This is a genomic window from Phyllobacterium sp. CL33Tsu (assembly GCF_900113985.1).
Taxonomy (GTDB): Bacteria; Pseudomonadota; Alphaproteobacteria; order Rhizobiales; family Rhizobiaceae; genus Phyllobacterium; species Phyllobacterium pellucidum.
Window position 1 is genome coordinate 176,864 of record NZ_FORJ01000001.1, and the last position, 24,328, is coordinate 201,191.

General features: G+C 57.9%; 24 protein-coding genes and 1 tRNA gene. 16 read left to right on the top strand and 9 right to left on the bottom strand.

What is annotated here, in order from left to right; genetic code table 11:
• Positions 1 to 224: 224 nt before the first annotated feature.
• Positions 225 to 2,333 (top strand): lytic transglycosylase domain-containing protein, encoded by a 2,109-nt coding sequence (locus BM074_RS00980; RefSeq protein WP_091919141.1) that lies wholly within the window; start codon positions 225 to 227, stop codon positions 2,331 to 2,333.
• Positions 2,330 to 3,232: an alpha/beta fold hydrolase gene (locus tag BM074_RS00985; RefSeq protein WP_244532704.1), complete on the top strand. Its 903-nt coding sequence runs from the start codon at positions 2,330 to 2,332 to the stop codon at positions 3,230 to 3,232. The genes BM074_RS00980 and BM074_RS00985 overlap by 4 nt, the downstream gene beginning before the upstream one ends.
• 5 nt (positions 3,233 to 3,237) lie before the next feature.
• Here the strand turns inward: BM074_RS00985 and BM074_RS00990 are convergent, their stop codons facing one another.
• The 3 genes from BM074_RS00990 to BM074_RS01000 form a co-directional block, all read right to left on the bottom strand.
• Positions 3,238 to 3,885, bottom strand: coding sequence for a hypothetical protein (locus BM074_RS00990; RefSeq protein WP_091919146.1), 648 nt, complete (start codon positions 3,883 to 3,885; stop codon positions 3,238 to 3,240).
• A gap of 120 nt (positions 3,886 to 4,005) precedes the next feature.
• The gene (locus BM074_RS00995) at positions 4,006 to 4,671 is read right to left on the bottom strand and encodes a BON domain-containing protein (RefSeq protein WP_027229876.1); all 666 of its coding nucleotides are present in this window, start codon (positions 4,669 to 4,671) and stop codon (positions 4,006 to 4,008) included.
• A 147-nt stretch (positions 4,672 to 4,818) separates the two neighbouring features.
• Positions 4,819 to 5,937 carry a porin gene (locus tag BM074_RS01000; RefSeq protein WP_027229877.1) on the bottom strand — a complete coding sequence of 373 codons (1,119 nt, stop codon included), beginning with the start codon at positions 5,935 to 5,937 and terminating at the stop codon, positions 4,819 to 4,821.
• Between BM074_RS01000 and BM074_RS01005 the strand changes: the two genes are divergently transcribed.
• From BM074_RS01005 to BM074_RS01020, 4 genes are all read left to right on the top strand, one after another.
• On the top strand, positions 5,930 to 6,346 hold the full coding sequence (locus BM074_RS01005) for a hypothetical protein (protein ID WP_091919148.1): 417 nt from the start codon (positions 5,930 to 5,932) through the stop codon (positions 6,344 to 6,346). The two genes, BM074_RS01000 and BM074_RS01005, sit on opposite strands and share 8 nt — an antisense overlap.
• Complete coding sequence (locus tag BM074_RS01010; RefSeq protein ID WP_027229879.1) at positions 6,343 to 6,672, top strand: DMT family transporter; 330 nt, start codon at positions 6,343 to 6,345, stop codon at positions 6,670 to 6,672. Before BM074_RS01005 ends, BM074_RS01010 begins: the two co-directional genes overlap by 4 nt.
• A gap of 47 nt (positions 6,673 to 6,719) precedes the next feature.
• Positions 6,720 to 7,826 (top strand): porin, encoded by a 1,107-nt coding sequence (locus BM074_RS01015; protein ID WP_091919150.1) that lies wholly within the window; start codon positions 6,720 to 6,722, stop codon positions 7,824 to 7,826.
• Between the two features lie 336 nt (positions 7,827 to 8,162).
• Positions 8,163 to 9,086: a tyrosine-type recombinase/integrase gene (locus BM074_RS01020; RefSeq protein WP_051614787.1), complete on the top strand. Its 924-nt coding sequence runs from the start codon at positions 8,163 to 8,165 to the stop codon at positions 9,084 to 9,086.
• Positions 9,087 to 9,297: 211 nt separating this feature from the next.
• On the opposite strand, the gene BM074_RS01025 is transcribed toward BM074_RS01020, so the two are convergent.
• Entirely contained in the window at positions 9,298 to 10,476 is a 1,179-nt protein-coding gene (locus BM074_RS01025) for a GAF domain-containing sensor histidine kinase (protein ID WP_091919152.1), read from the bottom strand.
• 220 nt (positions 10,477 to 10,696) lie between these two features.
• On the opposite strand from BM074_RS01025, the gene BM074_RS23400 reads away from it, so the two are divergent.
• Together BM074_RS23400 and BM074_RS01030 are read left to right on the top strand one after the other, a co-directional pair.
• On the top strand, positions 10,697 to 10,819 hold the full coding sequence (locus tag BM074_RS23400; RefSeq protein WP_255453098.1) for a hypothetical protein: 123 nt from the start codon (positions 10,697 to 10,699) through the stop codon (positions 10,817 to 10,819).
• 654 nt (positions 10,820 to 11,473) lie between these two features.
• Positions 11,474 to 12,193, top strand: a complete 720-nt coding sequence (locus BM074_RS01030) for a class I SAM-dependent methyltransferase (protein WP_091919154.1) — start codon at positions 11,474 to 11,476, stop codon at positions 12,191 to 12,193.
• Between the two features lie 153 nt (positions 12,194 to 12,346).
• On the opposite strand, the gene BM074_RS01035 is transcribed toward BM074_RS01030, so the two are convergent.
• Both BM074_RS01035 and BM074_RS01040 read right to left on the bottom strand, forming a co-directional pair.
• Entirely contained in the window at positions 12,347 to 13,882 is a 1,536-nt protein-coding gene (locus BM074_RS01035; RefSeq protein ID WP_091919156.1) for a hypothetical protein, read from the bottom strand.
• Between the two features lie 577 nt (positions 13,883 to 14,459).
• Positions 14,460 to 14,550, bottom strand: a tRNA-Ser gene (locus tag BM074_RS01040).
• Positions 14,551 to 14,850: 300 nt separating this feature from the next.
• On the opposite strand from BM074_RS01040, the gene BM074_RS01045 reads away from it, so the two are divergent.
• Together BM074_RS01045 and BM074_RS01050 are read left to right on the top strand one after the other, a co-directional pair.
• Positions 14,851 to 15,240, top strand: a complete 390-nt coding sequence (locus tag BM074_RS01045) for a DUF930 domain-containing protein (protein WP_091919158.1) — start codon at positions 14,851 to 14,853, stop codon at positions 15,238 to 15,240.
• A 58-nt stretch (positions 15,241 to 15,298) separates the two neighbouring features.
• Entirely contained in the window at positions 15,299 to 15,673 is a 375-nt protein-coding gene (locus tag BM074_RS01050; RefSeq protein WP_139217606.1) for a hypothetical protein, read from the top strand.
• Between the two features lie 42 nt (positions 15,674 to 15,715).
• On the opposite strand, the gene BM074_RS22640 is transcribed toward BM074_RS01050, so the two are convergent.
• A complete protein-coding gene (locus BM074_RS22640; RefSeq protein ID WP_139217607.1) occupies positions 15,716 to 16,051 on the bottom strand; it encodes a hypothetical protein in 336 nt (111 codons plus the stop codon).
• 231 nt (positions 16,052 to 16,282) lie between these two features.
• Between BM074_RS22640 and BM074_RS22905 the strand changes: the two genes are divergently transcribed.
• Entirely contained in the window at positions 16,283 to 16,459 is a 177-nt protein-coding gene (locus BM074_RS22905; RefSeq protein ID WP_175498854.1) for a hypothetical protein, read from the top strand.
• Here the strand turns inward: BM074_RS22905 and BM074_RS01055 are convergent.
• Positions 16,453 to 17,136, bottom strand: coding sequence for a TetR/AcrR family transcriptional regulator (locus BM074_RS01055; RefSeq protein ID WP_027229888.1), 684 nt, complete (start codon positions 17,134 to 17,136; stop codon positions 16,453 to 16,455). The two genes, BM074_RS22905 and BM074_RS01055, sit on opposite strands and share 7 nt — an antisense overlap.
• A gap of 92 nt (positions 17,137 to 17,228) precedes the next feature.
• Here BM074_RS01055 and BM074_RS01060 point away from each other — a divergent pair, with 92 nt between their 5' ends.
• Genes BM074_RS01060 through BM074_RS01075 form a run of 4 tightly spaced genes read left to right on the top strand, consistent with a single transcriptional unit; the run spans position 17,229 to position 22,336 of the window.
• A complete protein-coding gene (locus BM074_RS01060; RefSeq protein WP_091919162.1) occupies positions 17,229 to 18,272 on the top strand; it encodes an HlyD family secretion protein in 1,044 nt (347 codons plus the stop codon).
• Entirely contained in the window at positions 18,269 to 20,032 is a 1,764-nt protein-coding gene (locus BM074_RS01065) for an ATP-binding cassette domain-containing protein (RefSeq protein ID WP_091919164.1), read from the top strand. Before BM074_RS01060 ends, BM074_RS01065 begins: the two co-directional genes overlap by 4 nt.
• Positions 20,032 to 21,207: an ABC transporter permease gene (locus BM074_RS01070; RefSeq protein WP_091919166.1), complete on the top strand. Its 1,176-nt coding sequence runs from the start codon at positions 20,032 to 20,034 to the stop codon at positions 21,205 to 21,207. Before BM074_RS01065 ends, BM074_RS01070 begins: the two co-directional genes overlap by 1 nt.
• A 7-nt stretch (positions 21,208 to 21,214) precedes the next feature.
• On the top strand, positions 21,215 to 22,336 hold the full coding sequence (locus BM074_RS01075; RefSeq protein ID WP_027229891.1) for an ABC transporter permease: 1,122 nt from the start codon (positions 21,215 to 21,217) through the stop codon (positions 22,334 to 22,336).
• An 8-nt stretch (positions 22,337 to 22,344) separates the two neighbouring features.
• On the opposite strand, the gene BM074_RS01080 is transcribed toward BM074_RS01075, so the two are convergent.
• Positions 22,345 to 22,929: a TetR/AcrR family transcriptional regulator gene (locus BM074_RS01080; RefSeq protein WP_091919168.1), complete on the bottom strand. Its 585-nt coding sequence runs from the start codon at positions 22,927 to 22,929 to the stop codon at positions 22,345 to 22,347.
• A 169-nt stretch (positions 22,930 to 23,098) separates the two neighbouring features.
• Here BM074_RS01080 and BM074_RS01085 point away from each other — a divergent pair, with 169 nt between their 5' ends.
• Positions 23,099 to 24,316: an efflux RND transporter periplasmic adaptor subunit gene (locus BM074_RS01085; RefSeq protein ID WP_091919170.1), complete on the top strand. Its 1,218-nt coding sequence runs from the start codon at positions 23,099 to 23,101 to the stop codon at positions 24,314 to 24,316.
• Positions 24,317 to 24,328: the final 12 nt, after the last annotated feature.

Here is a 24,328-nt window from a genome sequence, read left to right on the forward strand (position 1 = left end):
GCGCACCATAATCGCGCAGATCGTCTGGAGCAAGTTCATTTGCCTGATGAAACACATCAAGTTGATGCATATCTCCGCTAGCATGAGTTGCAATAGGTTTAATGCAACGGGCTCGGATAACCCTTTGTTAAGAGTGCTTTCATACGTCCGCCACTATTATCGTCTTCATTGTCTCCACGGATCCGGGGGACCCTCTGATCCGCTCCAAAAAAACTGGTAGTTGTATGCTGAGAACTTCTGTTTTGCGTCACGTTCTTCTCGCGTCCACGCTTGCGTTGGTGGCGACGGCTTCCCATGCCCAAACACCCGTACCTTCGGCAGCCGTCCCGGTTCCCGGATTGAAGCCGTTCGCGTCGACGCAAACGCGCGTGAGCCCGACAACGCAGGTACTGGCCCGGCCCGATCCGGTCACCACCGCCGGCATCACCCAACCATCGAAGCCCTCGGCGATTGCCGGCAGTCTCAAGAGCGGGCTTGACGCCCTCTCCGCCGGCGACGCGCAGCGTGCGCTCGGCATTCGCAACGGCCTGCCCGTTGACGCGCTCGACCGCCATATCCTCACCTGGGCGATCGGTCTTTCCAACGCACCGGGCATACCAAGCTCGGAGATTGCCCATGCCGCGCAGGAACTGCCCGGCTGGCCCGGCATGGCGACCTTCCGCAACAATTCGGAGCGGGCGCTCTATAAGGAAAATCCCGCGCCTTCGATCGTCATCAACGCCTTTGGCAACACCGCGCCGCAGACGACAGAGGGCGTCGTTATCCTCGCCCGCGCCTATGTGGCGAGCGGCAATGCTCCGCGCGCCCGGCAAATCCTCGGCGCGTTCTGGCGGACCAAGAAGCTCGAAGACACGCAGGAGACAATGATCCTCAAGGAGTTTTCGCAGGTCATTTCCCGCGACGACCATCTGACGCGCATGCTGACGATGCTTTACGAGGGCAAGGTAAAGTCGGCCGGGCGTGTCGCCAAGCTGGCCAACGCAGAATCCTTGTTCCAGGCATTCGCAGCCGTCCTGCAAAAATCACCGGATGCGGGCCAGAAGCTTGCGGCCGTTCATGGCGCGTGGGCGTCAAATGCGGCCTATATCTTCGCCAAGGCGCAATATTTGCGCCGCCAGGAAAAATTCCGTGAGGCAGCCGATGTAATGGCGACCGCGCCGCGCGATGCCGCAGCGCTGGTAGACCCCGATGCCTGGTGGACGGAACGGCGCGTTCTTTCACGCGAACTTCTCGATCAGGGCGACGTCAAGCGCGCCTATCGCGTGGCGGCAATGCACAGCGCCGAAACACCTTCGGTTGCCGCCGAAGCGGAGTTCCACGCCGGATGGTACGCATTGCGCGGCCTCAATGATCCCAACACGGCCCAGCGCCATTTCACGCGCATCGCCGAGATTTCCTCGCGCCCGATGTCGGCATCGCGCGCCTATTACTGGCTGGGCCGTGCCGCGGAAGCGGGCGCGGCAGGCAGCGCGCGCGATTATTACGCACGCGCATCGCGCTATGGCACGACATTTTACGGGCAGCTTGCAGCCGCGAAGCTCGGGCAATCCGGGCTGCAACTCCCCTATCCCAAGCCGTCCGATGCAGAACGTTCTCGATTTGCCCAGCGCGAAGCCGTGCGAGCCATACAGAGGCTGGAGGATACCGGCTATGATTCCCGGGCGGCGATTCTTTATTCCAGCCTTGCACAGGAGCTCGACAGCCCAGGCGAATTGGCTCTCCTCGCCGTGATGGCCGAACGCAAGGGCAACCATTACGTGGCGCTGCGCGTCGGCAAGACCGCGGCGCAACGCGGCATCGACGTCGGTGCACTGTCGCATCCGGTCGGCGCCATCCCAGGCAATGCCAATATTTCGGGTTCCGGTGCCGCCCTCGCCTATGCAATCGCCCGCCAGGAAAGCGAGTTCAACCCGACTGCCGTATCGAGCGCCGGGGCACGCGGCCTGCTGCAGTTGCTGCCGGGCACCGCAAAGGGCGTCGCCCAGCGCGCCGGCATGACCTACTCCAAGGACCGTTTGACCGGGGATGCTGCCTATAATGCAACGCTCGGCGCCAAATTCCTCGGCGAGCAGATCGCCAAGTTCGATGGTTCGTACGTGCTTACCTTTGCCGGCTACAATGCCGGCCCGAGCCGCGCCAGCGAGTGGGTGGCGCGGTATGGCGATCCGCGTGGCAAGCCGGTGGATGAAGTCGTCGACTGGATCGAGCGCATTCCCTATACCGAAACTCGCAACTACGTGCAGCGGGTCATGGAGAACTATGAAGTCTACAAGGCGCGGTTGACGGGCAAGGCGCAGATAGAGAGCGATCTCACGGCCGGACGGCGGGGTTGAATTTGGTCGAGGCCTATCGCGAGATCAGCTACGATGCACCCGATGGACTGAAGCTCCATGGCCGGGTTTATGGATTGGAGCGCGCCGGGGCGGTGCCGCTCGTGTGCCTTGCCGGCCTCACCCGCAACAGCCGCGACTTTCACGAAGTCGCAGCACTTCTGTCGCAGCATCCCGACACGCCGCGCCAGGTCATAACATTCGACTATCGCGGTCGCGGACTGTCCGCATATGATCGCGACTGGTCCCACTACAATATTGGCGTCGAAGCCAATGACATTATTGCAGGTCTTGGTTCGCTCGGCATGGACCGTGCAATCTTTCTCGGAACCTCGCGTGGAGGATTGATCACCCACATTCTGGCATCGGTGGCGCCGACGTTGCTGGCCGGTGTCATCCTCAATGATATCGGGCCAGAAATTGCCCCTGAAGGCTTGCGCCAGATCACTCAATATCTGCGCAAGTCGCGCAATCCGCGCACCTGGCCGGAGGCGATCGAGCGCCAGCGCAATCTGCACGGAGCGGCCTTTCCGGCGCTGACCGAAGCGGACTGGATGCGCTTCGCGCGCGCGATCTATCGCAGGCAGCGCGGAACCATTCGCCCGGACTACGATCTCAACCTCCTGAAAACCATGGCGAATATTGATTTCCACAAGAAGCTGCCCGACCTTTGGCAGCAGTTCGACCTCTTTGAAAAGCTGGCGCTCCTGGTCATTCGCGGCGAAAACAGCAGCCTGCTGACACCTGAAACAGTGCTGGAAATGTCGCGCCGGCATCCCGCAATGCAGGTCATCAATGTGGCGGGTCAAGGCCATGCGCCTTTGCTCGAAACCGGACGCTTGCCTGAACTTATCGCAGCCTTTGCCGCTGGAATCGACCTTCGCGAAACCGCGCTTGCCTGAACGGTCTATGAGGGCTTGGTCGTTCCAGCCTTGCGCCGCGCTGTTGGTTTCGGCTTCGCCAGTTGATCTGCCGCAGGCATCTTTACCCTTGCCGCAGCCTGTCTGATCCACCCTTCCCTCTGCACGCGGCCGGGAAATCCTATTTCCTCGCCCACCCACGCAGCTTCCTCAATCGACCAGCCAGCAATCTGGTCGAAATGAAACAGCCCCATATCGAAAAGCCGCGATTGTATGGCCGTGCCAATGCCGTCGATATCGGTGAGTTTGTCGGGTTTTCCGCGCCGCGCCGCCTTGAGCATAACGGGCCGGTGCCTGTCGTCCTGTCTCGGATTGGATCGGCGTTCGATAGCGGTCTTCGCGGCCACCCGCTTTGCGGCCGTCTTGCGCGCCGGCTTGCCGCTCACTGGGACTTCCGCCGGCGGCACGGGTTCTGCTGGCGGTATCATTGCGGCAGCCTCCCGCGCCGACTGCCTCACATCATCATTTGCCGGAAGAATGGAGCTTGTTGCCAGGCGCGCATCGGCAGCGCGTGTGGATACTTCAGAAACGGATTCGCGTTTCGGTGACATCCGCTTGAAACGATTGCCTAAAATCGCGCCGATGACAAAGGCTGCAGCAATGAGAAACAATGACTGGAGAAGAAATACAACCATTGTCTATCCCCTGGTTCGCATCATTGGCCCCGGTCGTATGTAGACCAACCGACATAGAACCCGACAAGAGCAGCAATCAACAGGAAGAGCCAGAGCTGACCGATCATGAACCACATGTTTCTAGCCTCCGCTGGTATTGACCGCGGCCTCGAGCTTGATCTCGCCCGGCTTGCCATTACCGGGAATGGGAGCGCGCAAGGCGGCGTTGATTGCATCGTAATCGGCGGCATTGGCCGCGGTGCCGCTGATACTATAGGTCTTGCCCGAGATTTCCACCTCTCCGTTGGTCAGTTGCGCCGCCTGACTCAATGCGAAGTCGACAAGATCGAGAAAACCTTCCGGCGCGCCGCGCGCAACGGCCAATTCGTCGAGGATTTCAATGCCCGGCATGGCGTTTTCGGCGGACGCGAGAATTCGCGCGCGCGAATCGCCGAAGGGGACGTTCCCTGACAGCAATATGCCGTCGTCGGATTTGGTGATGACGAAGGAAAACGGTTCGGCCAGGGGCAAAAGCGTCGCCTGATTATCTATGGTTCTCACGCCGGGCGTGCTTGCGGCGATCCCAAGAGCGGCCGCAAGCGCCTCTTCGGATGGAGCGACACCCTTCAAGGTAAGATCGCGGCCGTCAATATCGGCGCTCGCCCAGGAATTATCGGCGCTCAGCGCAGCATTGGCCGCATCCGTGAGTTGCTGGTCGATTGGATCAGTGAGGAACCAGCCGGCAAGAACCGTCAGAAGTGCGACGGTGATGACACCGGGCCAGAACCAGCTCCTGATGGTACGCATATTCCTAAGGCTTTCTCTCAGTCTCGGTGGGCTGGAGCTATGTCTTGCCCCATGTTCATGGCCATTTCAACACGACGACCGGCCCATGAACAAAGAAAACCCGGCAGCTCGCGCCGCCGGGTCTTTATCAACCAATCCAGTAAAGGATTAGAAGTTACGCTGGAAGCGGATGATACCGCCGAATGCGTCGTCGTTACCGTTGTCGAACTCAGCAACGTCCTTACGAACGCCGTCGAACTTGGTGTAGTTGATTTCCGGCGTGATCGTGAAGCCAGGAACCAGTTCGTAGGCTACGTTAAGAGCGAAAGCGTAGGTGCCTTCTTCTTCGTATGCGCCCTGGCCGTTAAGAGTTGCCTTGTCGGAGAGCTTAGCCGAGAAGCCTGCCCAAGCAGCCCAATCGCCTTCCCAGGTGCCGAACCAATTCTGGTTGCCGCCGGTTACAACGCCAGTCGTCGTGTCGAAGTCCGGTGCGCTGTAGTCAGACTGATAACCGCCCATTGCGAAGAGCGAGATGGTGTCGGTGACTTTGAGGTCCAAACGCAGCTTTACAGCAACGTCTTCGACAACCGAGTCATAACCAACAACACCGGAGATGCCGCCCCAGCCCTGCTCCCACTTCGCACCAGCAAGAACGTGCGGCATGTAGTCGTCGATGACGTAGTCAAAGCCGAAGTTGCCGAAGTCGTTCTGGCCCTGTTCAGCAGCGATGATGGCCGAGAAGCCGTTGCCGCCTGCGAAGGTGTAGCTAACCTGGTTGGTCGTGCCCGACTGGTAGTTGATCACATCGTCGTTGATGATGTTGCCAGCATAACCGGTCCACGAACCGAAGATTTCGTCGGCGACACCGATGCGGAAACCACCGAGTTCGATGAATGCCTGCGGAAGCGAAGCACCGTTGTCACTGCCGTTGGTGAACTGGAAACGGGTCTGAGCGTAGGAACGCAGAGTGCCGAGTTCAGTTTCCGAACGTGCGTCGAAACGGACTTCAGCGCGGGTGCGCTTGTACCAGGTTTCGTTGTCGTTGGCGCCAACGTTCGAACCATTGTACGGATCGTCGCCACCAGCAGCGTCGTAACGCAGATAACCGCTGATCTTCAAGCAGGTCTCGGTCCCCGGAATGTAGAAGAAGCCTGCGCCGTAAGCGTCGCAAACGCGAACGTATTCGACGGGCTCTGGTTCGGCAACAACGACTGCATCAGCAGCACGCGCGCCGGTTACTGCGACGAGGGCCGCAGCGGAGCCGAGTAGAAGGCTCTTAATGTTCATTTCTGACCTCCAGTCAAAGTTAAAAATGGGTCTGGGCATTCCAATTTGGCTGAAGGACAACCTGTCCCCATCCCCTAAGTCCAAGAAGAAATGCGATGAACGCCCTTCCTCCCGACTGACCATACTCGCCAGCGCTGGCGTTTCAACCATGAAAGTCTCGCCGGAAGGGTTCCAAAGCGTCTATGCAAGATCGCTGTTGCACAAATGCCACGAAATCGCCGCGCACCCTCCAATATCTTTACCACTCCTTAATAGAGGTAACTGGTTTTTTAATGAAATCTTGCCCTTGAATGCCGGTATTGGGACGTTACCTGGCTTGAGAATCGCCCATGAACCGGTGGTTTTCTTGGCGTTCCTCGATTCGAATCGGCAATCCGCCCGCTCCTTCCGCAATGGTGATTTGACATGACATATCTCTACCTCGTTGTTGCCATAGTCTGTGAAGTGGTCGCCACATCCGCACTGAAACAGGCGGACGGATTTACGCGGCTGTGGCCCTCGCTCGTGTGCGTCGTCGGCTACAGCCTCGCCTTTTACCTGCTGTCGATTCCGATCAAGACGATTCCGGTTGGCATTGTTTATGCGATCTGGTCCGGCGCGGGCATCGTTCTCATCGCAGCTGTCGGTTGGTTCTGGTACCGCCAGGCCCTCGATATGCCTGCAATCATTGGTCTTTCCCTCATCATTGCCGGCGTTCTCATCGTCAATCTGTTTTCGAATACAGTCGGCCACTAACGACCGTTTTCCACCGATCTCCAGCGAATCTTGACTGGAGGTCAGAAATGAACATCAAGAGCCTTCTTCTCGGCTCCGCTGCGGCTCTCGTCGCAGTAACCGGCGCACGTGCTGCCGATGCAATCGTCGTCGCCGAACCAGAGCCTGTCGAATACGTTCGCGTTTGCGACGCTTACGGCGCAGGCTTCTTCTACATTCCGGGAACCGAGACCTGCTTGAAGATCAGCGGTTATGTCCGTTACGATGCCAAGGGCGGCGATGATCCGTATACCGGTTATGAGCGTGGCACTTGGGACAAAAAGACCCGTGCTGATCTTCGCTTCGACGCTCGTAGCGAGACCGAACTCGGTACATTGAAGTCATTCGTCGAAACCCGCTTCAACTTCAAGAACGGCGCCGACTCAGAGACAGTTGACCTAAATCAGGCCTATATCGAACTCGGCGGTTTCCGGGTCGGCGCGGTCGACTCCCAGTTCACATCCTGGACCGGCTATCTCGGCGACATCATCTCCGACGACGTCATTGCCGAAGGTCCATACAACACCAACCAGGTGAGCTATACGTTTGCTGGCGGCAACGGCTTCTCGGCCATGGTTGGCCTTGAACAGGGTGGTGACAGCTACAAATCCATCGACTATGACACAGATGTAGTTACAACCAGCTCATACGTCATCGATGATTATGTTCCGCATATCGTTGCAGGTGTGAAGTTTGAGCAGGGCTGGGGTGCCATCTCGGCCGTTGGCGGCTACGATTCAATCGTTGAAGAGTTCGCCGGGAAAATCCGACTGGACGTTAAGGTCAACGACATGATCTCTGCCTGGGTGATGGGTGGCTATCAGTCCGGCTGGGGCGATTCTCATACCGATGCTGAAGGTAATTTTGTAGCCGAGCGTAACTACTACGGCACCTGGCTTGGCGACTATGCCGTCTGGGGCGGTGTAGCAGTGAAGGCAAGCGACAAGGCAACCATCAACGCGCAGGTTGGCTACGAAGACGAGGGTCGCATCGCTGCTGCTCTGAACGTCGGCTACGAACTCGTGCCGGGCTTCAAGATTACGCCAGAAGTCAACTACACACACTTTGACGATAGTTACTTCGTTGAGAAAGAGGATGCCGTGCAGGGCATTATCCGCTTCCAGCGCAATTTCTAATCATCTGACCTGAATACTTCCGACGCCGGTTTTTCCGGCGTCGGCTTTTCCAATTGAACCAACAATTCTAAGCAACAGCAATTTTCAGCGTTCGCATTCTTCGGCGCACAGCAATTTTCAGAGAAAGGATTTCTGATCGGTCGCGGACCGAGGAGACGTGGAAATGCTCGAACTGCAGCCCGTTGGGTTGAGAACTGATAAAGCCTGTCGCTTTATCATACGGAAGTCTATTAGCCTAAATGGGCAGACGTTCCGGGATTGCGTTTTTCGGATTGGCGGCTACAACTTGCCGCATATTTTTCCGATGCTTCTAAATTGTTTCAGAGCGCAATCATTATGCTAGTCGCCCCCTTGGACACGCAGCAGGACGCCCGTTTTTCGGTCCAGTTCGAATATGATCTGCACTACTCCTCAAGCGCTCACCAGACGCGACGACTGGTTCGGGATCACACGCTCGCGGAATTGACCGCGCAATATATCGGCATTCTCTGGGATGAAGGATCGCATAAGGTCAATGTCCGATCATTTCTCGGCGAGATCGCCGAGATTGTGGGCGGCGAGCGATTCAGCGTATTCAGCCAGGAGATGCTCGATTTCGTAATTGGAACCTTGCGCGAACGCGGAAACAGCAATGCCACCATCAATCGCAAGATGGCGGCCTTGAGCAAATTGCTGCGGAAAGCGTGCAAGATGGGCGATATCTACAACCTGCCGGAGTTTCGCCGCCAGAAAGAGCGGCAAGGGCGGATTCGCTTCCTCGAATTCGAAGAAGAACAGCGCTTGTTCTCTGCAATTCGGGCACGTTGCGAAGACAGTTACCGCCTCAGCGTGTTTCTGGTCGATACCGGGTGCCGTCTCGGCGAGGCGATCGGCCTTTCATGGAACGATCTGCAGGATAGCCGCTCGACTTTCTGGCTGACAAAATCCGGGCGTAGCCGGACCGTTCCCCTCACCTCCAGGGCTCGCGAAGCGACGCTGATACCCCGCGGGCGCCTGAAGGGTCCGTTCTCCATGCACAGCCAGGTGCGATTTCGGGCAATCTGGAATGAGGCAAAAGCCGAAGTCGGACTCGGTCGCGACGATCAGGTCGTCCCGCACATCTTACGCCATACCTGCGCCTCGAGGCTGGTTCGCGGCGGTATCGACATCCGTCGCGTGCAGATGTGGCTTGGACATCAGACCCTGCAGATGACCATGCGCTACGCCCACCTTGCCACCAATGATCTTGATTCCTGCGTTGCTGTGTTGGAGCACCATTGAGCGGAATATGGCGCACCTGACCGGTTTGAGCGAAACAGGGAGGGGGCGCCAGCAAACTTCAATCAAGGCCGGATACCGGCGTATTTCGAATGAGGCGCGGGCGCACGAAGCCCCTCCGCGTCGCTGCTTTGCGACGCTCCCCGCAAGCGGGAGGGCAAGGCGTCCTCACCTTAACCCTGCGCTGTTACTTAGCGTCGCCTCGCTGCCGGCCCTACGCTTCGAGCGGCATGCGGAACGTAAAGCGCGTTTTCCCGTCGTTCGAATCGACCTCGATGACGCCGCCATGCAGCTTGGCGATTTCGGACGCGATGTAGAGTCCGAGGCCAAGCCCCTGCTGGCCGGTCTTGGCGCCATGGCGGAAGAAGGGCAGAAACAGCTGGTCGACCGATTCCGCAGGTATAGGCTCGCCGCGATTGGTAACCGACAGTTCAAATGCGTCATAGGTAGTTCGGGCATCCACGCGGATCGCCCCGTCTTCGGAACCGTGGGCCAAGGCGTTGCCAAGAAGATTTGACAGAAGCTGGCCGACCCGCAGAGGGTCGCAGCGGATCGGATCATCGAATTCGAAGCTGGTCTCGATGACGCGATCGGGGCGGACCGACCCGAGTTCATCGACGACCTGCGTCAACGTGGGCTTTAATTCGGCATTGCGCTTGATCTCGACCATGACGCCGCTGCCGAGGCGAGCCCGCGCCAGGTCCATAACGTTATCGATAAGGCCAGACATGCGCACAACGCTGCCGCGGATCAACTTGACGATGGCTTCCGCCTTTTCGTCGAGTGGCGTACGCAGAAGCAGGCGCGTGCCCGAATCGATCGAGGCAACAGGATTGCGCAGGTCGTGACCGAGGACCGCGACAAACTGTTCGCGAAATTCCGAGATCGTCCGTTCGTCGACCAGGGCAGCCTCGGTTTTGGCAAGGCGGTCATTGGCGTCGAGATGGAAAGCAATCAAATCGGCGAAGAGCTTGAACATGCCGACCACTTGTGGATTCTTCAGGCGCGCCGGCGCTGGATCGATGGCGCAAAGCGTGCCGAAAAAAGTCCCGTCCGGCAGTGTTATCGGCATCGAGATGTAGCTTTGAAAGCCATAAATCTGCGGCGTGTGGTGGGTTGAATAAACCAAATCCTGCGAGACTTCGTCAATAACGACGGCTTTGCCACTGCCGCGAATTTCATCGCAGATCGTGGTCTTGACCTCAAGTTCGCCCCCGGGCTTCAAGCCAAACGCAATATTGTCGAGCACCTGACAGGCGATCCAGCGATCTTCGGTCACCCGTGCGACAGCCGCGAATCCCATGCCTGTCGTCCGGCAGACGACATCGAGTATGGTTGGAACTGCATCGATGCGAGCAATGGCATCAATATCAGCTTGAAAATCGTGTGGCATGAAGTTTCCCGAATCTGAGGTGCAAGCCAATATAGGGGTTTTGGCGGATTGCACCATGCACGGGAACATTCTGCGCCGACACCGCGTTGATTATAAGGCGGGAGGGACTAGTCGACCATCATACCTCAACGATCGAGCGGCTTCAGATTAATGCATTAACTTGACATCCAGGCTTCACATTGCACTGATAGGCACGGCTGAAATGGGAGAAAGGCCGGAAATGTTCGAAGACGAAGAAGACGAAATCTATTCGCACTACACCACCCCGATGTGGCGTCATCTTCTCATTTTCGCTTTTGCGGTTTCAGTCGCAGTCATTATTTCGCAGATGCTCCCGGGTTGAACGAGAACCTTCTTCCCCTCCTCCTTCGCGCTTCCGACTATTTTCGATGTGGCAGGCTCTGGATGCTGTTTCCGTGCGTAGCAAGATGCTCGTGGAGCGGCGGCATCGCCGCCAGCCCCTTAACGTTTCCAGACACTCAACGATCTTGTCTTCCCGAACGCGTATGATGTTACGCTGCGAATTCGGGTTCTTGTCCAGTGGATTGGCTGTCGAAAGGGATAATCTGCTCGACCCGGAACGATCGAAGCTGAGACACGTTAAACGGGTATGAAAGCCTATGACGAATATAACGAGAAACGACCAGCTCCCAAGTTCCGAACATCCTTGATGTACGGGGCGTTGTTTTTCGTCGGCGTAGCCTTGGCTGTCGGGCTTACCTACCTTTTGTGAATATCCCCGCAAGCCAATCAGGCAAATAAGCATCAAGCATCAGTACGGGCTCAAAGTTGCGCTCCCTCGATCTCCGAGCCCGGCTGTTTTCACTCCGGTACATCGGCGCCCATCGGGAAAGCGTGGGTACTCCCACCATCCAGCGGTTCGCAAACCCGTTTGGTGTAATGCATCTAGACGAGCCGAAAAGGCTGCGTATCAATACATGGAGTTACCTCCTTGTATTACATTGCGCCACCATAGAGAGCTTGCAATCCTTCGTTTATGGAACAGAGCGACGAACTACAACGCACGTTTTGGAATAAGTGGAACTCCGAAAATCGTCAGCACGATGTAGGAGAAATTTCCCGTCGGCAATCCCAGGTTATCGAGGAATGGCTTGTCGAGTTGGGACGACGCGATCTCAACATCCTCGAAGTTGGCTGCGGTAACGGCTGGTTCTGCCCAACCCTGGCAAAGTTTGGCAATGTCACCGGAACGGACATTTCCGACGAGGTTTTATCGGCATCACGAACGCGCTGGCCCCAAATAAAGTTCGTCGCCGGCGACTTCGCCAAACTCGATTTTGCACCCATGTCTTTTGACGTGCTGGTCAGCCTCGAAGTGCTGTCTCACGTTGCTGACCAGAACCAATTCTTCGCGCGTCTCGCGGAACTGCTCAAGCCCGGCGGGCACCTCTTCCTTGCGACGCAAAATCGTCCCGTTCTGCAAAATTACTGCAGGGTGCCGACCCAGCAACCCGGCCAGCTCAGGAAGTGGGTGGACCGCACGGAATTGGCTTCGCTGGCAAGCAAGCATTTTGAAATAGAATCATTGTTCTCGATTACGCCAATCGCTCACAAACACTTCAGAAGACTGCTGACATCCAACAAAGTAAATCGGCTTACCGCACCATTGCTTGGTCATGGGCTCCGTGACTTCATGGAGAAAAGAGATTGGGGATGGACGCTAATGCTCAAGGCAAAAAAGAGGGATGGTCACTGAACTTGCGAAAGCTCTATAAATGACAATCCAACGCACCATCCTTTCTCGCAACACATAAACTGACAATTCGGAATCGCGGCACACCAGTCCGTGGAGATCGTGATATTACGACCGGCCCTGTTCGGTTGTACCGTCCCGTTGTCTTATCCAAAACTAAGGTGCATCTATCATCCGCTTAATGGCAAATGCGCCGCCAATCAGTAGATCGCCATCCTCGAGGATTGTCGTGATGCCACCCAGCGCATTCCACTTTCGGCTGTCGTCGGGAAAGAGCCACGTTTGCTTCGTCTCGCCAGTCGTCCAGTCAAGCCCGACATAGGCATAATTCCCGCTGATTTTGGTCGCGCAGTAGATGAGGTTGGTGGCCGCGGAGACGACGGGCACCATAATATCGGTGTTGTCGACCTCCATATTGACCCACGCTTTTTCGAACTTCTTCTCTTTCGGGTCCCAGGTGAATTTCTGAACGCCAAGCGGGGCTTTGCGCGTAACCCCGGCGGTGAACTGGTTGGGCGGCCCGGGCTCCGGAAACGGTTCGGGGTAGCTGCCATTGATGACGGCAACCCCGTAACCCAGTACGTTGGGGGAAGGTTCGATTGTAAGGCTGGATATGTCGATCTTGATCTGGTCGGCAATTCGTCGGGACGGAGTGCCGGGTTTCTGCTGAAAGCCATCCGGGATCGCGTCGCGCCAGAACGCGACCAGATTGGTCCCGGCCTCCGCGGCATCGGCAATAACGATGAGTTTGTCGGGATCGTCACCAAACCCCATCAGCGTCGGCGTCGTGCCCGACCCGCGCGAGATTGCGCCAAGCGCCATGGCTTTTTTGGGGTCCATCGACTCGTAAGGCGACTCCCATGCACCGTCTGCGGTGTCGGTTGATAGCTTCTCACCTGTCCAGGCGAGACGCAGCATGCGCTTGCTGGTGACGACATAGACCCCGCCCTTGTCATCGATGCAGATGGAGTTGTCGACTGCTTCGTCACCAAATCCGACATAGGACTTCACATTGAGATCGCGATCGAGGATCAGCGCTGCGCCGGGGGCAGCCGCAGCAAGATAGCCATCATAGGTCATGGCCAGCCCGATGATCCGTGACACGGATTTGGCGATGTCGGCCGGAAGGTCCTCCACCAGATTTTTGGAGGCTACGATGCGAACGTCTGCCTCGGGATCGTTGTTATCGAATGACTTGAGCACTTTGGTCCCGCCATAAACGCAGTAGTGATAGCCATCCTTGTCAAAGAGGTTGTAGACCCCGTTGATGCCAGTCTGAATGTTGAGGCCCATGGAACCCATTGTAGCAAGCGCGGCGACAATCTGGCTTTCGTCGCGAGCGCCAGATGCCGCATCAAGCTTGTCGAGGACAGCGTGGATGCTTTCGTTGGATGCCATTTCCGCATCCGCCTCGAAGCCGGGATACGGCACGAAATTGCCGGCCTCCATCGTCTTCCCCGTCAGGCGAAGCTTCTGAACGCCCACCGCTCCACTGGCAAAAGCGATCGTCTGATCGCCCAACTTCTTGAGCGTGGGATTGGAGGTGATGACCATCGGAACGGTCTTGACCTCTTCGGTCTTGAGCTTGCGACCATGCACGGGACCGGCGAACAGCACCGAATCCGTCGCGCCGGGATTGAAATGCGAGGTCGGATAGACGCTCTCGGCAAGCCAGGGATTGCGCGGCGGCATAGTCGGCAAGTCCTGAGCGCTGGCTGCATGCAGAACAGGTCGCAAGCATGTCGAGCACGCCAGTAAAGAACCAAGACCAATCAGAACGTCGCGGCGGTTGCTCATAGCATGCCTCTTCCATCTTGATAGAAGTGAGCGTGTGGGCGTTTCAAAACAGGTTACATAGCTGTAACGCCGAAGTTTCGTTCCCTCAACCTTGTCGCTAAGTGGCGCGTGTTATCCGTCCGCCACTGCTCAGATAGTGGGAAGATCATCGGGACACAAATGTTCCCTTACGTGGATCGCTTTTATAATCAGGCGTCTCGAAATCCCTCCCTACGTTCGAGGCTGGAATTTATCCCGAGCCGCGCTCCTAGAGTTTTAACTTCACTGAAGACCCAGCGTGTTCGTTTTTTCGATTTCGAGCACGACCGATACGCTGAGCATTTTCGAATTGGCAGATATGTAAGTGACAGCGGGGATTTTTTGAGATTGCAGGCGCAGTTCACGGTATGTTCCGTGAATATCCGTACAGGCCATTTCACAAGCCACAGCCACCGCTGGAAGGCAGTAAAATTATCTAACAATTTCAAAATTATGGCGGAGAAGAAGGGATTCGAACCCTCGAGAGCCTTTTGAGCCCTACTCCCTTAGCAGGGGAGCGCCTTCGACCACTCGGCCACCTCTCCGAGGACGCTGACTAAAGATGAAACCCCTTGTTTGCAAGGGCTTTGTTGGCTTTTCCGTAAAAAATGCCGCAGGCGAGCCGGTGCGCGATCCTGGCAAATCCATCGCCGATAATATTCATGCGAGGTGACCAAGTTCTGACAATTTCCCGGCCTAGCCGCTATTCACCGGGCCATTGTTGCTGATCGTGCCCGCGTCGAATCAAACCTGTGGGTTGTGTGATTTCGGGGACTTGGCGAGCAACTCCCCCTTCTCGTAGTCTCGCACATCGCTCGCACCGCAGAAAATTGGATGGGTCTCGTATGAAAACAGTCTTTGTTGCGGTCGCGCTTGCCGTTGTGGCATCCCAGCCGGTCTTCGCCATGGATGCACGCGAAGAGACAGGCCTGCGCAAACTCGATCCGCAAACCCGGCTCGAACAACGTTGCGATGTCGAAGCGATGGAGCGCATTCGCAAAGACGAAGGCAAATTCAACCCGGACAAGGTTCTGGCCTATGCCTTTGCCGAGCCACGCATGCAGGCGCATGGCATCCAGACCCGCGGCGCAGCTTTTCGCAGCGGCGGCGCGTGGTACCACCTCAAATACAAGTGCGAGACGAGCGCCGACAACATGCAGATCGTCGCGTTCAAATATAAGATCGGCGATCTCGTGCCCGAAAAAGACTGGACCACGCATTTCCTCGTTCCCTGATGCTCGACACCACGGCGCTGGTTGGCTAGCCTCCATTCGAGAAAATGGGGGAATCTGCATGCAACTCAGATCATTAGGCTGCTGCACGTTGGCCGTATTCGTGGCGGCATGCACGACCACCAACAGCAACACCGCAGGCACGGATCAAGTCGTGGCAGATGCAAGGACCCTGGTTATCGCCTCATATCAGTGCCAGGACGCCTTGGGGCGCGAACCGCACTACTCGGCTATCGAAAGCAGCGAAACCGTGTTGAAGGCGCTGGGCAAATCCGCCGATCAAGCCGATCAGACCGTGCGCAGCTGGCTACGCGAGGTAAACGCGGGGCCGAAACAACCAGGCGATTTCGACGCGAAGACCTGCAAGGACAGATTGTTGACACTCGCTGAAAAAGTGCGCGTTGGCTACGAGGCTATCAAGCGAAAAGGGAATTAGTCCGGATACGAAAAGGGCGGCTTGCGCCGCCCTCGGTGTCAATTACTGATGACTGCGGCCGCTGCCACCCATCTGGTTTTCGCGCCACCTGCGGTCGCGATAGGTGCGAACATTGCGGCGCTCCCAATCGGACCGGCCCCAATGGGACCTGCCCCAGTTTCGGTTGTAGCGGTGATTTGATCTGTTCCAGTTACGGCGATTGTCCCAACCGTGACGATAGTACGGACGATACCTGTCGCGCGAACGTACTTGCTCAATATTGGACGTCACCTGCACGGGCTGGGAAGGGACCGGCGCGGCAAACGATGATATGGCCGAGCCCAGCAACATCGCCAAACCGACGATTGCGGCCGACAAGGCGGAAAGTGTTCTTTGCATATAAATGCCTCCTGATAAAAGCGGTACAGTTCTCAAATGCACCTCGAAGCATGAACTTGTCGTGAACGGATTGGTTCCCTGTTCACGCAATTGCTACCGCAGATCGCAGACATGCGCGGATCTGTAAATGCCGGTTGCAATTCTTGAATGGCACAGGCGGAACCGAGACCCTATTTGACCGTTATCGCGACGCTTAAGGACTACACCCAATCGAATACTGGAGGTTGCAGAATGACGACACCGACCGTTCCGCAGGATGTTTATCAACGCCACGAAAGAGAATGGCAAATGCTGCGCGAGGCGATCGCCAAGTCTCAGGAGTTGTCCGAAAAGGCTGAGAAAAAGCCCGCGGAAATCAAAGCCGTTGCGGATACCTATCGCTGGCCGCCCATTCAGATGCATCAATGAGCGGAACGAAGCGCCGAGGCAGTAGCCTCGAGCCCCGCCATGGCAAATCTTTGGAAATGCTCGACGATTTCATTCTGGGCCTGGGGTTCGGCGGGGTTTAACCCGGGTAGGACGCGCGTGAAGATCTGCTTGTTGCCGACGACCAGCATGGCAAAGGGCGAAATGATGTTGAGGGCGCAACGCGTCACCGCCGGATCGTCATGCGGCAATCCCAGAATCTCGCCGACAATCGTCGTAACCACGAGCTTCTTCGGCAAAATTTCCTTGTCGAGAAGCAAAGAAAATGCCGGTGATGGCGAAAGAATCTCACGTCCGAGCACCCCGAGCGCCCACGACGATCGAGCCGAACCCGTCACCGCGCGTGCGAGCAATCCGATGAGGCTACGCAGCTTTTCCCTGGGGTCACCCGGACCTTCCGCTACAGTCACAAGACTTTCATAGGTCAGGAGGCGGCGGTGTGCCTCGAGCAGCACTTGCCCGTAGAGACCGTCGATACCACCGTAATAGTAGTTGACGGCGGCGGAGTTGCTGCCTGCCAGTTCGGCAATTTCCTTGCCGGTGGCTCGATCGAATCCCTTTTCGGCAAAGACCTCCCCTGCAGCCTCCAGAATCTGAGCCTTGGTTGTGGCGCCATCCTCGCGCCGGCCGGGAAGTTTTCGAGTGCTCTGTTTCGCCATGGAATCATTGTAGCGGAGTCTACACGTTTTTCAAAGTTGAAATTCAAATTCTAATTTGACATAACCACGCAAGTTGAATATGATGTGCGGCCATGGGCAAAAAAATCCGCATATTGATCATTCTGGTCGTTCTTGCTGCGCTTGGCGTTGGCGCATGGTGGTACTGGCACCGTCCGGCAACCGCCGACGCACTGACACTCTATGGCAATGTCGACTTGAGGCAGGCCTCCCTCGCCTTCAATGGCTCGGAACGCATCGATCAGGTCCTTGTCGAGGAAGGCGATGTCGTGAAAAAGGGACAGGTGTTGGCCCGCCTCGATACCGGCCGGCTTGCGCCGCAGGTCCGCGAGGCCGACGCGACCGTTGCCTCACAGCGCGCCATGGTCCTGAAACTGCGCAATGGCAGCAGGCCGGAGGAGATCGCGCAGGCCCGCGCCAATCTCACGTCGGCGAAGGCCGATGCAGACAACGCCAACATACAGCTTGAACGGCGGATGAGCCTGACGGTCAATTCCACGATCAGCAAGCAGGAACTCGACACCACCAAGGCAGCGGCCGCCGTTGCCGACGCCAAGGTCGAAGTCGCCCAGAGCGCGCTGGAACTCGCCATCGCCGGTCCCCGCGCCGAGGACCTGTTGCAGGCCGAAGCACAGCTGCGCGGCAGCGAAGCGCAATTGGCGCTGATACGGGAACAACTCAACGATGCGGAATTGATTGCACCCGTCGATGCAGTGGTGCGCTCGCGCCTGATGGAGCCGGGCGAAATGGCTGGGCCGATGAAACCGGTGCTTTCGCTCGCCGTGATCAAGACGAAATGGGTACGGGCCTATGTCTCCGAGCCCAATCTCGGGCATGTAAAACCCGGCATGCGGGCGCGGATCACCACTGACAGCTTCCCGGACAAACCGCAGGATGGCTGGGTCGGATTCATATCGCCGGTGGCGGAGTTTACGCCGAAAACCGTGGAGACTGCTGATTTGCGATCGAGCCTCGTCTATGAGGTCCGGGTTTTTGTCGATGACAAGGATGATCTTTTACGGCTTGGCATGCCGGCTACTGTCACGCTTCTGCCGAACGAACCGCTGAAGCCACTGCCGGCCGGCGGCCAGGAGACCGACGCCAAGGCAAAGTCATGACAGAAGCCGCGCCTTCCGCACCGGTTGTCGCAAGAAACCTCTTCAAGACGTTTCACCGCGAAACCGGCGAGACGGTCAAGGCGCTGGAGGATGTCTCATTCGAGGCACGGCACGGCACGTTGACCGCGCTCGTTGGGCCGGACGGCGCCGGCAAGACAACGATCCTGCGCCTGATCGCCGGGTTGATGACCGCTGAAAAGGGCGAGCTTTCCGTGCTTGGCGTGGATGTCGCCGCGGACCCGCAGAACATTCAGAACCGTATCGGTTACATGCCGCAGAAATTCGGCCTCTATGAGGATCTGACCGTTCAGCAGAATCTCGATCTTTACGCCGATCTGCACGGTATCGGTCATGACACGCGCAAGGAAATCTACCCTCGCCTGATGGAAATGACCGACCTCGGCCGCTTCACGGATCGGCTTGCCGGCAAGCTATCCGGCGGCATGAAGCAGAAGCTCGGCCTTGCCTGTACCCTCGTTCGCGCGCCAGAGCTTCTTCTTCTCGACGAACCGACAGTCGGCGTCGATCCACTGTCGCGGCGTGAACTCTGGGAAATTGTCACCAAACTTGTGCGGGAAGACGGGCTAACAGTCGTCGTCAGCACCTCCTACCTCGACGAGGCGGAGCTTTGCGATCATGCCGTGGTCATGCATCTCGGCAAGGTATTGGCGCAAGGCAAGCCCGAGGAAATCACCGCCAGGGCAAAGGACCAGGTGTTCATCGCAACGCCCGACGCCGGCACGACCGCCAGGTCCCTGCAGGCGCGGCTGTTTCGCCAGGAAGGCGTCGCCGACGCCGTGCCGGAAGCCGGCAGGGTACGCGTCGTGAAGCAGCCGGATTTCGGCGGCGATATCCGCATCGACGACAAGCTTGTCGAGCTCGAACCAGTGAAGCCGCGCTTCGAGGACGGCTTCATGATCCTCTTCAGCGCCGTGGCCAGGAAAAGCCAGTCGAGCGCGGTCACTCTCGACAGGCCGAAGCCGGCTGGGGGCAGCGAGATCTCCGTCGAAGTCCATGATCTCGTGCGCAAGTTCGGTCACTTCACTGCCGTCGATCACGTCACGTTCGAGGTAAGGCGCGGCGAAATTTACGGTTTGCTCGGCCCGAACGGCGCGGGCAAGAGCACGACCTTCCGCATGCTGTGCGGCCTGATGCCGGCAACGAGCGGCACCTTGCGCGTCGCTGGGGCGGATCTGCGGACGTCCCGCGCCGAGGCCCGCGAAAATCTCGGCTATGTAGCGCAGAAGTTTTCGCTCTACGGCGATCTCTCCGTGGACGAAAACCTTGATTTCTTTGCCAGCGCCTATGGCCTGCGCGGTGCGAAGAAGCGCCAGCGTATCGAATGGTCAAAAGATCAATTCGAACTCGACAGCCTGTCGACACTGCCAAGCGGGCAATTGCCCGGAGGCTTCAAGCAGCGTCTCGCCATGGCGGCGGCGCTCTTGCACGAGCCGGATATCCTTTTCCTCGATGAGGCGACCAGCGGTGCCGATCCGCTGGCGCGGCGCGAATTCTGGGGCCGCATCACTGCGCTGTCCGAACAAGGCGTTACCGTGATCGTAACCACCCATTTCATGGAAGAAGCCGAGTATTGCGATCGCATCATCATTCTCGATGCCGGCCGCAATCTTGCCGAGGGCACCCCCGCCGAAATCCGAGCCCATGCCAAGCCGAAGAAAGGTGAGGAGGCCAACATGGAAGACGCCTTCATCGCCATCGTCGAGGAATCGCGCCGCGAAACGCGCGAAAAGGCAGCGTGATGGCCAAGCAAACCAGCGAGGGCTCGGCCACGAACGCGACCGCTTCGCATCCCGCCAGGAACAGCCTGCGCCGCATCCTGGCGCTGGTGCGCAAGGAATCCTGGCAAGTCGTGCGCGATCCGAGCAGCATCGCCGTCGGCATCGTCATGCCCATGATCCTCCTGATTCTGTTCGGCTACGGTCTTTCCTTCGACCTGAAGAACCTGCCTGTGGCGATGGTGATCGAAGATTCATCAGCCGAGGCCCGCAATGCCGTCTCCGGTTTCGAACTCTCGCCCTATTTTCAAACGCATCGGGTGATGACCATGGCCGAGGCGCAGCGTCTTCTGATGAACAAGATTGTCAACGGTATCGTTCGTATACCGCCGCAATTTGCCCGCGATGTCGAGGCGGGGACGGCGGAAATCCAGTTCGTGGTCAACGGCAGTGACGCCAATACCGCCCGGATTGCACTCGGCTATGCGCAGGGTGCCGTCGGTATTGCAGTTGCCCGGCAGATGGCCGAGGGCAAGATGGTCAGCAACGGCGCGACGATCGATCTTGAACCGCGCCTCTGGTTCAACGCGGCCAATGACAGCACCTATTTCCTCGTCCCCGGGCTCATCGTATTGGTCATGACGCTCATTGGCGCCCTGCTGACGGCGCTGGTCATCGCGCGCGAATGGGAGCGCGGCACGTTTGAGGCGCTCTTCGTCACCCCCGCGCTGCCAAGCGAGATCCTCCTCGGCAAGACGGTGCCCTATTTCGTGCTTGGCATGCTCGGACTTGCGCTTTCGGTCATCGGCAGCCAGGTTCTGTTCGGCGTTCCGCTGCGCGGATCGCTATGGATCCTGGTCGTGGTTTCGACGCTCTATCTGCTGGTTGCGCTCGGCATCGGGCTCTTGATTTCGTCGCTGACCAAGAACCAGTTTGTAGCAAGCCAGATCACGCTGATCGTCACATTCCTGCCGGCAATGATGCTCTCGGGGTTTATGTTCGACATCAGGAGCATGCCCTATGCGATCCAGGTCATTACCCATGTTTTCCCGGCGCGCTATTTCGTCAGCGTGTTGCAGACGCTGTTTCTGGCCGGCGATATCTGGCCGGTCATCCTGCCAAACGCCGCTGTGCTGGCCGCGATGGCAGCGGTGCTGATGACCGCCTCGGTCTTCGCAACGCGCAAGAAACTCGGGTGAGCCAGTCATGAAGGAGTCATTCTTCCGCATCATCGCCCTGATCCGCAAGGAATTGCTGGCAATCTTCAAGGATCCGAAGAGCCGGATCGTGCTTGTGCTGCCGCCGATCCTGCAGTGCCTGATCTTTGGCTACGCGGCGAGCTATGACCTCAACAACGTTCCCTATGCTATCCTCGATCACGATCACAGCGCGGCCTCCATCGAATTCATCTCCAAGCTTGACGGCTCTGGAACGTTCACGCGCGTGGCAACGCTGCAGCGGACCTCGGACATCGCGAAATTCATCGATGAGGGGCGCGTGCTCCTTGTCATCGTCGTCGACGAGGATTTCGAAAAGCGGCTGATGGCGGGGATGCCGGCCAAGCTGCAGGTGATCGCCGATGGCCGCAACTCCAACACGGCGGGCACGGCGCAGAGCTATATCAGCACGATCGCATCGGACTTCGCCACGCGCTGGCGGGCAGATAATGGTCAGGATCCGCCCGGCGGCATGAAGCTCACCACCCGGGCGTGGTATAATCCAAGCCTTGAGACGCGCTGGTACATGATCCCTTCGCTGATCGGCACGATCACGATGATGATGACGTTGATGCTCACGGCAATGTCCGTGGCGCGGGAGCGCGAGGCAGGCACGTTCGACCAATTGCTGGTCACGCCATTTCGGCCCTCCGAGATCATGATCGGCAAGGCCCTGCCCTCGATGCTGGTCGGGCTCAGCCAGGCAACGACGATTCTTCTCGTTGCCCAATTATGGTTCCAGATCCCGTTTACCGGGTCCTATTTCATGCTGTATCTCGGATTAATACTGTTTCTCGCCGCAGCCGTCGGCATCGGACTGTTCATCTCGTCGCTCGCCGCCAACATGCAGCAGGCCATGATCTATTCGTTCGTGCTGCTTATGCCGTTCATGCTGCTTTCCGGCCTGACGGCGCCTATCGGCAACATGCCCGAGATCCTGCAGTATATGACCCTCGTTAATCCACTGCGCTATGCGATCAGTATCACGCATCAGGTCTATCTGGAGGATGCAGGCGTAAGGGAGCTCTATCCGGAAATGCTGGCGCTGGTCGCGATCGCCGCGGTCACCCTGCCGTTTTCGGCGTGGCTGTTCCGCAACCGGCTGACATGAAACGGCGGCTATTTGTCAGGAAAAGACTTCATCGCGATATCGACAAGCCTGTAGACGTCTTCACGGCTGGCGCCGCTCGACGCCTGCACGGCGGTACCTTGCGCAACGGTCAAAATGTACCGGGCAAGGTCCTCGGGATTGCTGTCGTCAGGCAGGTCGCCCTCGCGCTTGGCGCGCTCGAACCGACGCGCCAGCGCCTTCTGACCGACCTGAATACGCTCGACAATGGTCTTGTGGATCTCGAGTGCGGCATCGCTGCAGGAACTTGCGGCGTTGACGACGAGGCAGCCGCCGGGATTGCACGCTTCGGTCTGCGCCCGGACGAATCCGCGCAAAATGTCCAAGGCGACCGTGCGGGCTTCCGGCTGTTCGAGCGCGCTCCAGAAGAACGCCATATAGTGCTCTTCGTAACGCTGCAGCGCCATGCGGAAGAGTTCTTCCTTGTTGCCGAATGTGCCGTAGAGGCTTGGTTTTGTTATGCCCATGCCGTCAGTAAGGTCAGTGATGGACGTGCCTTCGTAGCCCTTGCGCCAGAACAGCTCCAAAGCCGTCTGCAAGGCATCGTCCGCATCAAATTCCCTCGGCCGTCCCATGGACAAGACTCCCTAAAAGAATTATACCGCTCGGTATAAAATCGGTTGACAGCTGCTGTACCGCAGCCTTATATCACCGCTTCTATACCGATCGGTATAGAACGTCAATGATCGAGTTCCGATCTGCCATCCTCCCAAGTGGCATATATTTTCAAAGCAGGTGACCACGATGTCAATCAGCACTTTTAAGAAGAGCCTCCTCGTCAGCGGCATTGTTCTAACGCTTGCAACCGTAGGTGGCACAAAAGTTTTTGAATTCTCCAAAGGTCATGCAGAAGTTGAAAAGCAGCAGGCTCCCGCTCAGGCAATGCCGGTGTCGGTAGCGCTCGTCCAGCCGAAAAACGTGACGCAGTGGAACGAATTTTCCGGCCGTCTTGAAGCAATCGATTCGGTGGAAGTGCGCTCGCGCGTTGCCGGCGCTGTCCAGTCGATCCATTTCAAGGAAGGCGCGATCGTCAAGCAGGGCGACCTTCTGGTGAAAATAGACCCGGCGCCGTTCGAAGCAGAGGTTGCGCGGGCTCGCGCCGAGGTTAGCGCTGCACAATCGAAGCTCGCCTTTGCCAAGAACGAGCTTGAGCGCGGCAAGCGCCTGATCGATTCCCGCACCGTATCGCAGAGCGATTACGACCAGCGCATGAACGTGCAGACCGGCGCGCAGGCTGACCTCCAGGCAGCTGAGGCCGTTCTCAAGACGGCCATGCTCAATCTCGACTATACGGATATCCGCGCACCGATCACCGGACGCGTCGGGCGCATCGAGATCACACCCGGCAACCTGATCGCTGCCGGCCCGAGTTCGCCGCTTCTGACGTCGCTCGTCTCGATCAGCCCGATCTATGCAAGCTTCGAGGCCGACGAGAACGTCGTCGCCAAGGCGCTCGCCGATCTGCCGAGCGGTCTCAACGGCCGTGACTTCGTGGATCGCATTCCCGTGCAGATGGATGTGCAGGGGTCGAACGGCGTTGCCGGAAAACTCCAGCTCATCAACAACAGCGTCGATGTGTCGAGCGGCACGGTCAAGGTGCGTGCGGTCTTCGATAATGCCGACGGCAGGCTGATGCCGGGCCAATTCGCCAAGGTGCGCATGGGCCAGGCCAATGAGCGCCAGGAACTGCTCGTCGATGAAAAGGCTGTCGGTACCGACCAGAACAAGAAGTTCGTCATGGTCGTCAATCCGCAGAACATCGTCGAATATCGCGAGATCACGCTGGGCGCGCGGGCCGAAGGCCTTCGCATCGTGACGGCGGGCCTGCAGGCTGATGAAAAGATCGTCGTCAACGGCTTGCAGCGCATCCGTCCCGGTTCACTCGTCGCACCGCAAATGGTGGCAATGGGGGCAACGGCGGCGGCTAACCAGCAAGCGCTTGCGGAACCCGCAAAGCAATAATCCAGAGCCCCT

Excerpts from the sequence above, each read along its gene's own strand:
- BM074_RS00980 (WP_091919141.1), top strand. The coding sequence starts at position 225 with ATGCTGAGAACTTCTGTTTTGCGTCACGTTCTTCTCGCGTCCACGCTT.
- BM074_RS00990 (WP_091919146.1), bottom strand. The coding sequence starts at position 3,885 with ATGGTTGTATTTCTTCTCCAGTCATTGTTTCTCATTGCTGCAGCCTTT.
- BM074_RS00995 (WP_027229876.1), bottom strand. The coding sequence starts at position 4,671 with ATGCGTACCATCAGGAGCTGGTTCTGGCCCGGTGTCATCACCGTCGCA.
- BM074_RS01005 (WP_091919148.1), top strand. The coding sequence starts at position 5,930 with ATGTTCATTTCTGACCTCCAGTCAAAGTTAAAAATGGGTCTGGGCATT.
- BM074_RS01000 (WP_027229877.1), bottom strand. The coding sequence starts at position 5,937 with ATGAACATTAAGAGCCTTCTACTCGGCTCCGCTGCGGCCCTCGTCGCA.
- BM074_RS01010 (WP_027229879.1), top strand. The coding sequence starts at position 6,343 with ATGACATATCTCTACCTCGTTGTTGCCATAGTCTGTGAAGTGGTCGCC.
- BM074_RS01015 (WP_091919150.1), top strand. The coding sequence starts at position 6,720 with ATGAACATCAAGAGCCTTCTTCTCGGCTCCGCTGCGGCTCTCGTCGCA.
- BM074_RS01020 (WP_051614787.1), top strand. The coding sequence starts at position 8,163 with ATGCTAGTCGCCCCCTTGGACACGCAGCAGGACGCCCGTTTTTCGGTC.
- BM074_RS01025 (WP_091919152.1), bottom strand. The coding sequence starts at position 10,476 with ATGCCACACGATTTTCAAGCTGATATTGATGCCATTGCTCGCATCGAT.
- BM074_RS23400 (WP_255453098.1), top strand. The coding sequence starts at position 10,697 with ATGTTCGAAGACGAAGAAGACGAAATCTATTCGCACTACACCACCCCG.
- BM074_RS01030 (WP_091919154.1), top strand. The coding sequence starts at position 11,474 with ATGGAACAGAGCGACGAACTACAACGCACGTTTTGGAATAAGTGGAAC.
- BM074_RS01035 (WP_091919156.1), bottom strand. The coding sequence starts at position 13,882 with ATGCCGCCGCGCAATCCCTGGCTTGCCGAGAGCGTCTATCCGACCTCG.
- BM074_RS01045 (WP_091919158.1), top strand. The coding sequence starts at position 14,851 with ATGAAAACAGTCTTTGTTGCGGTCGCGCTTGCCGTTGTGGCATCCCAG.
- BM074_RS01050 (WP_139217606.1), top strand. The coding sequence starts at position 15,299 with ATGCAACTCAGATCATTAGGCTGCTGCACGTTGGCCGTATTCGTGGCG.
- BM074_RS22640 (WP_139217607.1), bottom strand. The coding sequence starts at position 16,051 with ATGCAAAGAACACTTTCCGCCTTGTCGGCCGCAATCGTCGGTTTGGCG.
- BM074_RS22905 (WP_175498854.1), top strand. The coding sequence starts at position 16,283 with ATGACGACACCGACCGTTCCGCAGGATGTTTATCAACGCCACGAAAGA.
- BM074_RS01055 (WP_027229888.1), bottom strand. The coding sequence starts at position 17,136 with ATGGCGAAACAGAGCACTCGAAAACTTCCCGGCCGGCGCGAGGATGGC.
- BM074_RS01060 (WP_091919162.1), top strand. The coding sequence starts at position 17,229 with ATGGGCAAAAAAATCCGCATATTGATCATTCTGGTCGTTCTTGCTGCG.
- BM074_RS01065 (WP_091919164.1), top strand. The coding sequence starts at position 18,269 with ATGACAGAAGCCGCGCCTTCCGCACCGGTTGTCGCAAGAAACCTCTTC.
- BM074_RS01070 (WP_091919166.1), top strand. The coding sequence starts at position 20,032 with ATGGCCAAGCAAACCAGCGAGGGCTCGGCCACGAACGCGACCGCTTCG.
- BM074_RS01075 (WP_027229891.1), top strand. The coding sequence starts at position 21,215 with ATGAAGGAGTCATTCTTCCGCATCATCGCCCTGATCCGCAAGGAATTG.
- BM074_RS01080 (WP_091919168.1), bottom strand. The coding sequence starts at position 22,929 with ATGGGACGGCCGAGGGAATTTGATGCGGACGATGCCTTGCAGACGGCT.
- BM074_RS01085 (WP_091919170.1), top strand. The coding sequence starts at position 23,099 with ATGTCAATCAGCACTTTTAAGAAGAGCCTCCTCGTCAGCGGCATTGTT.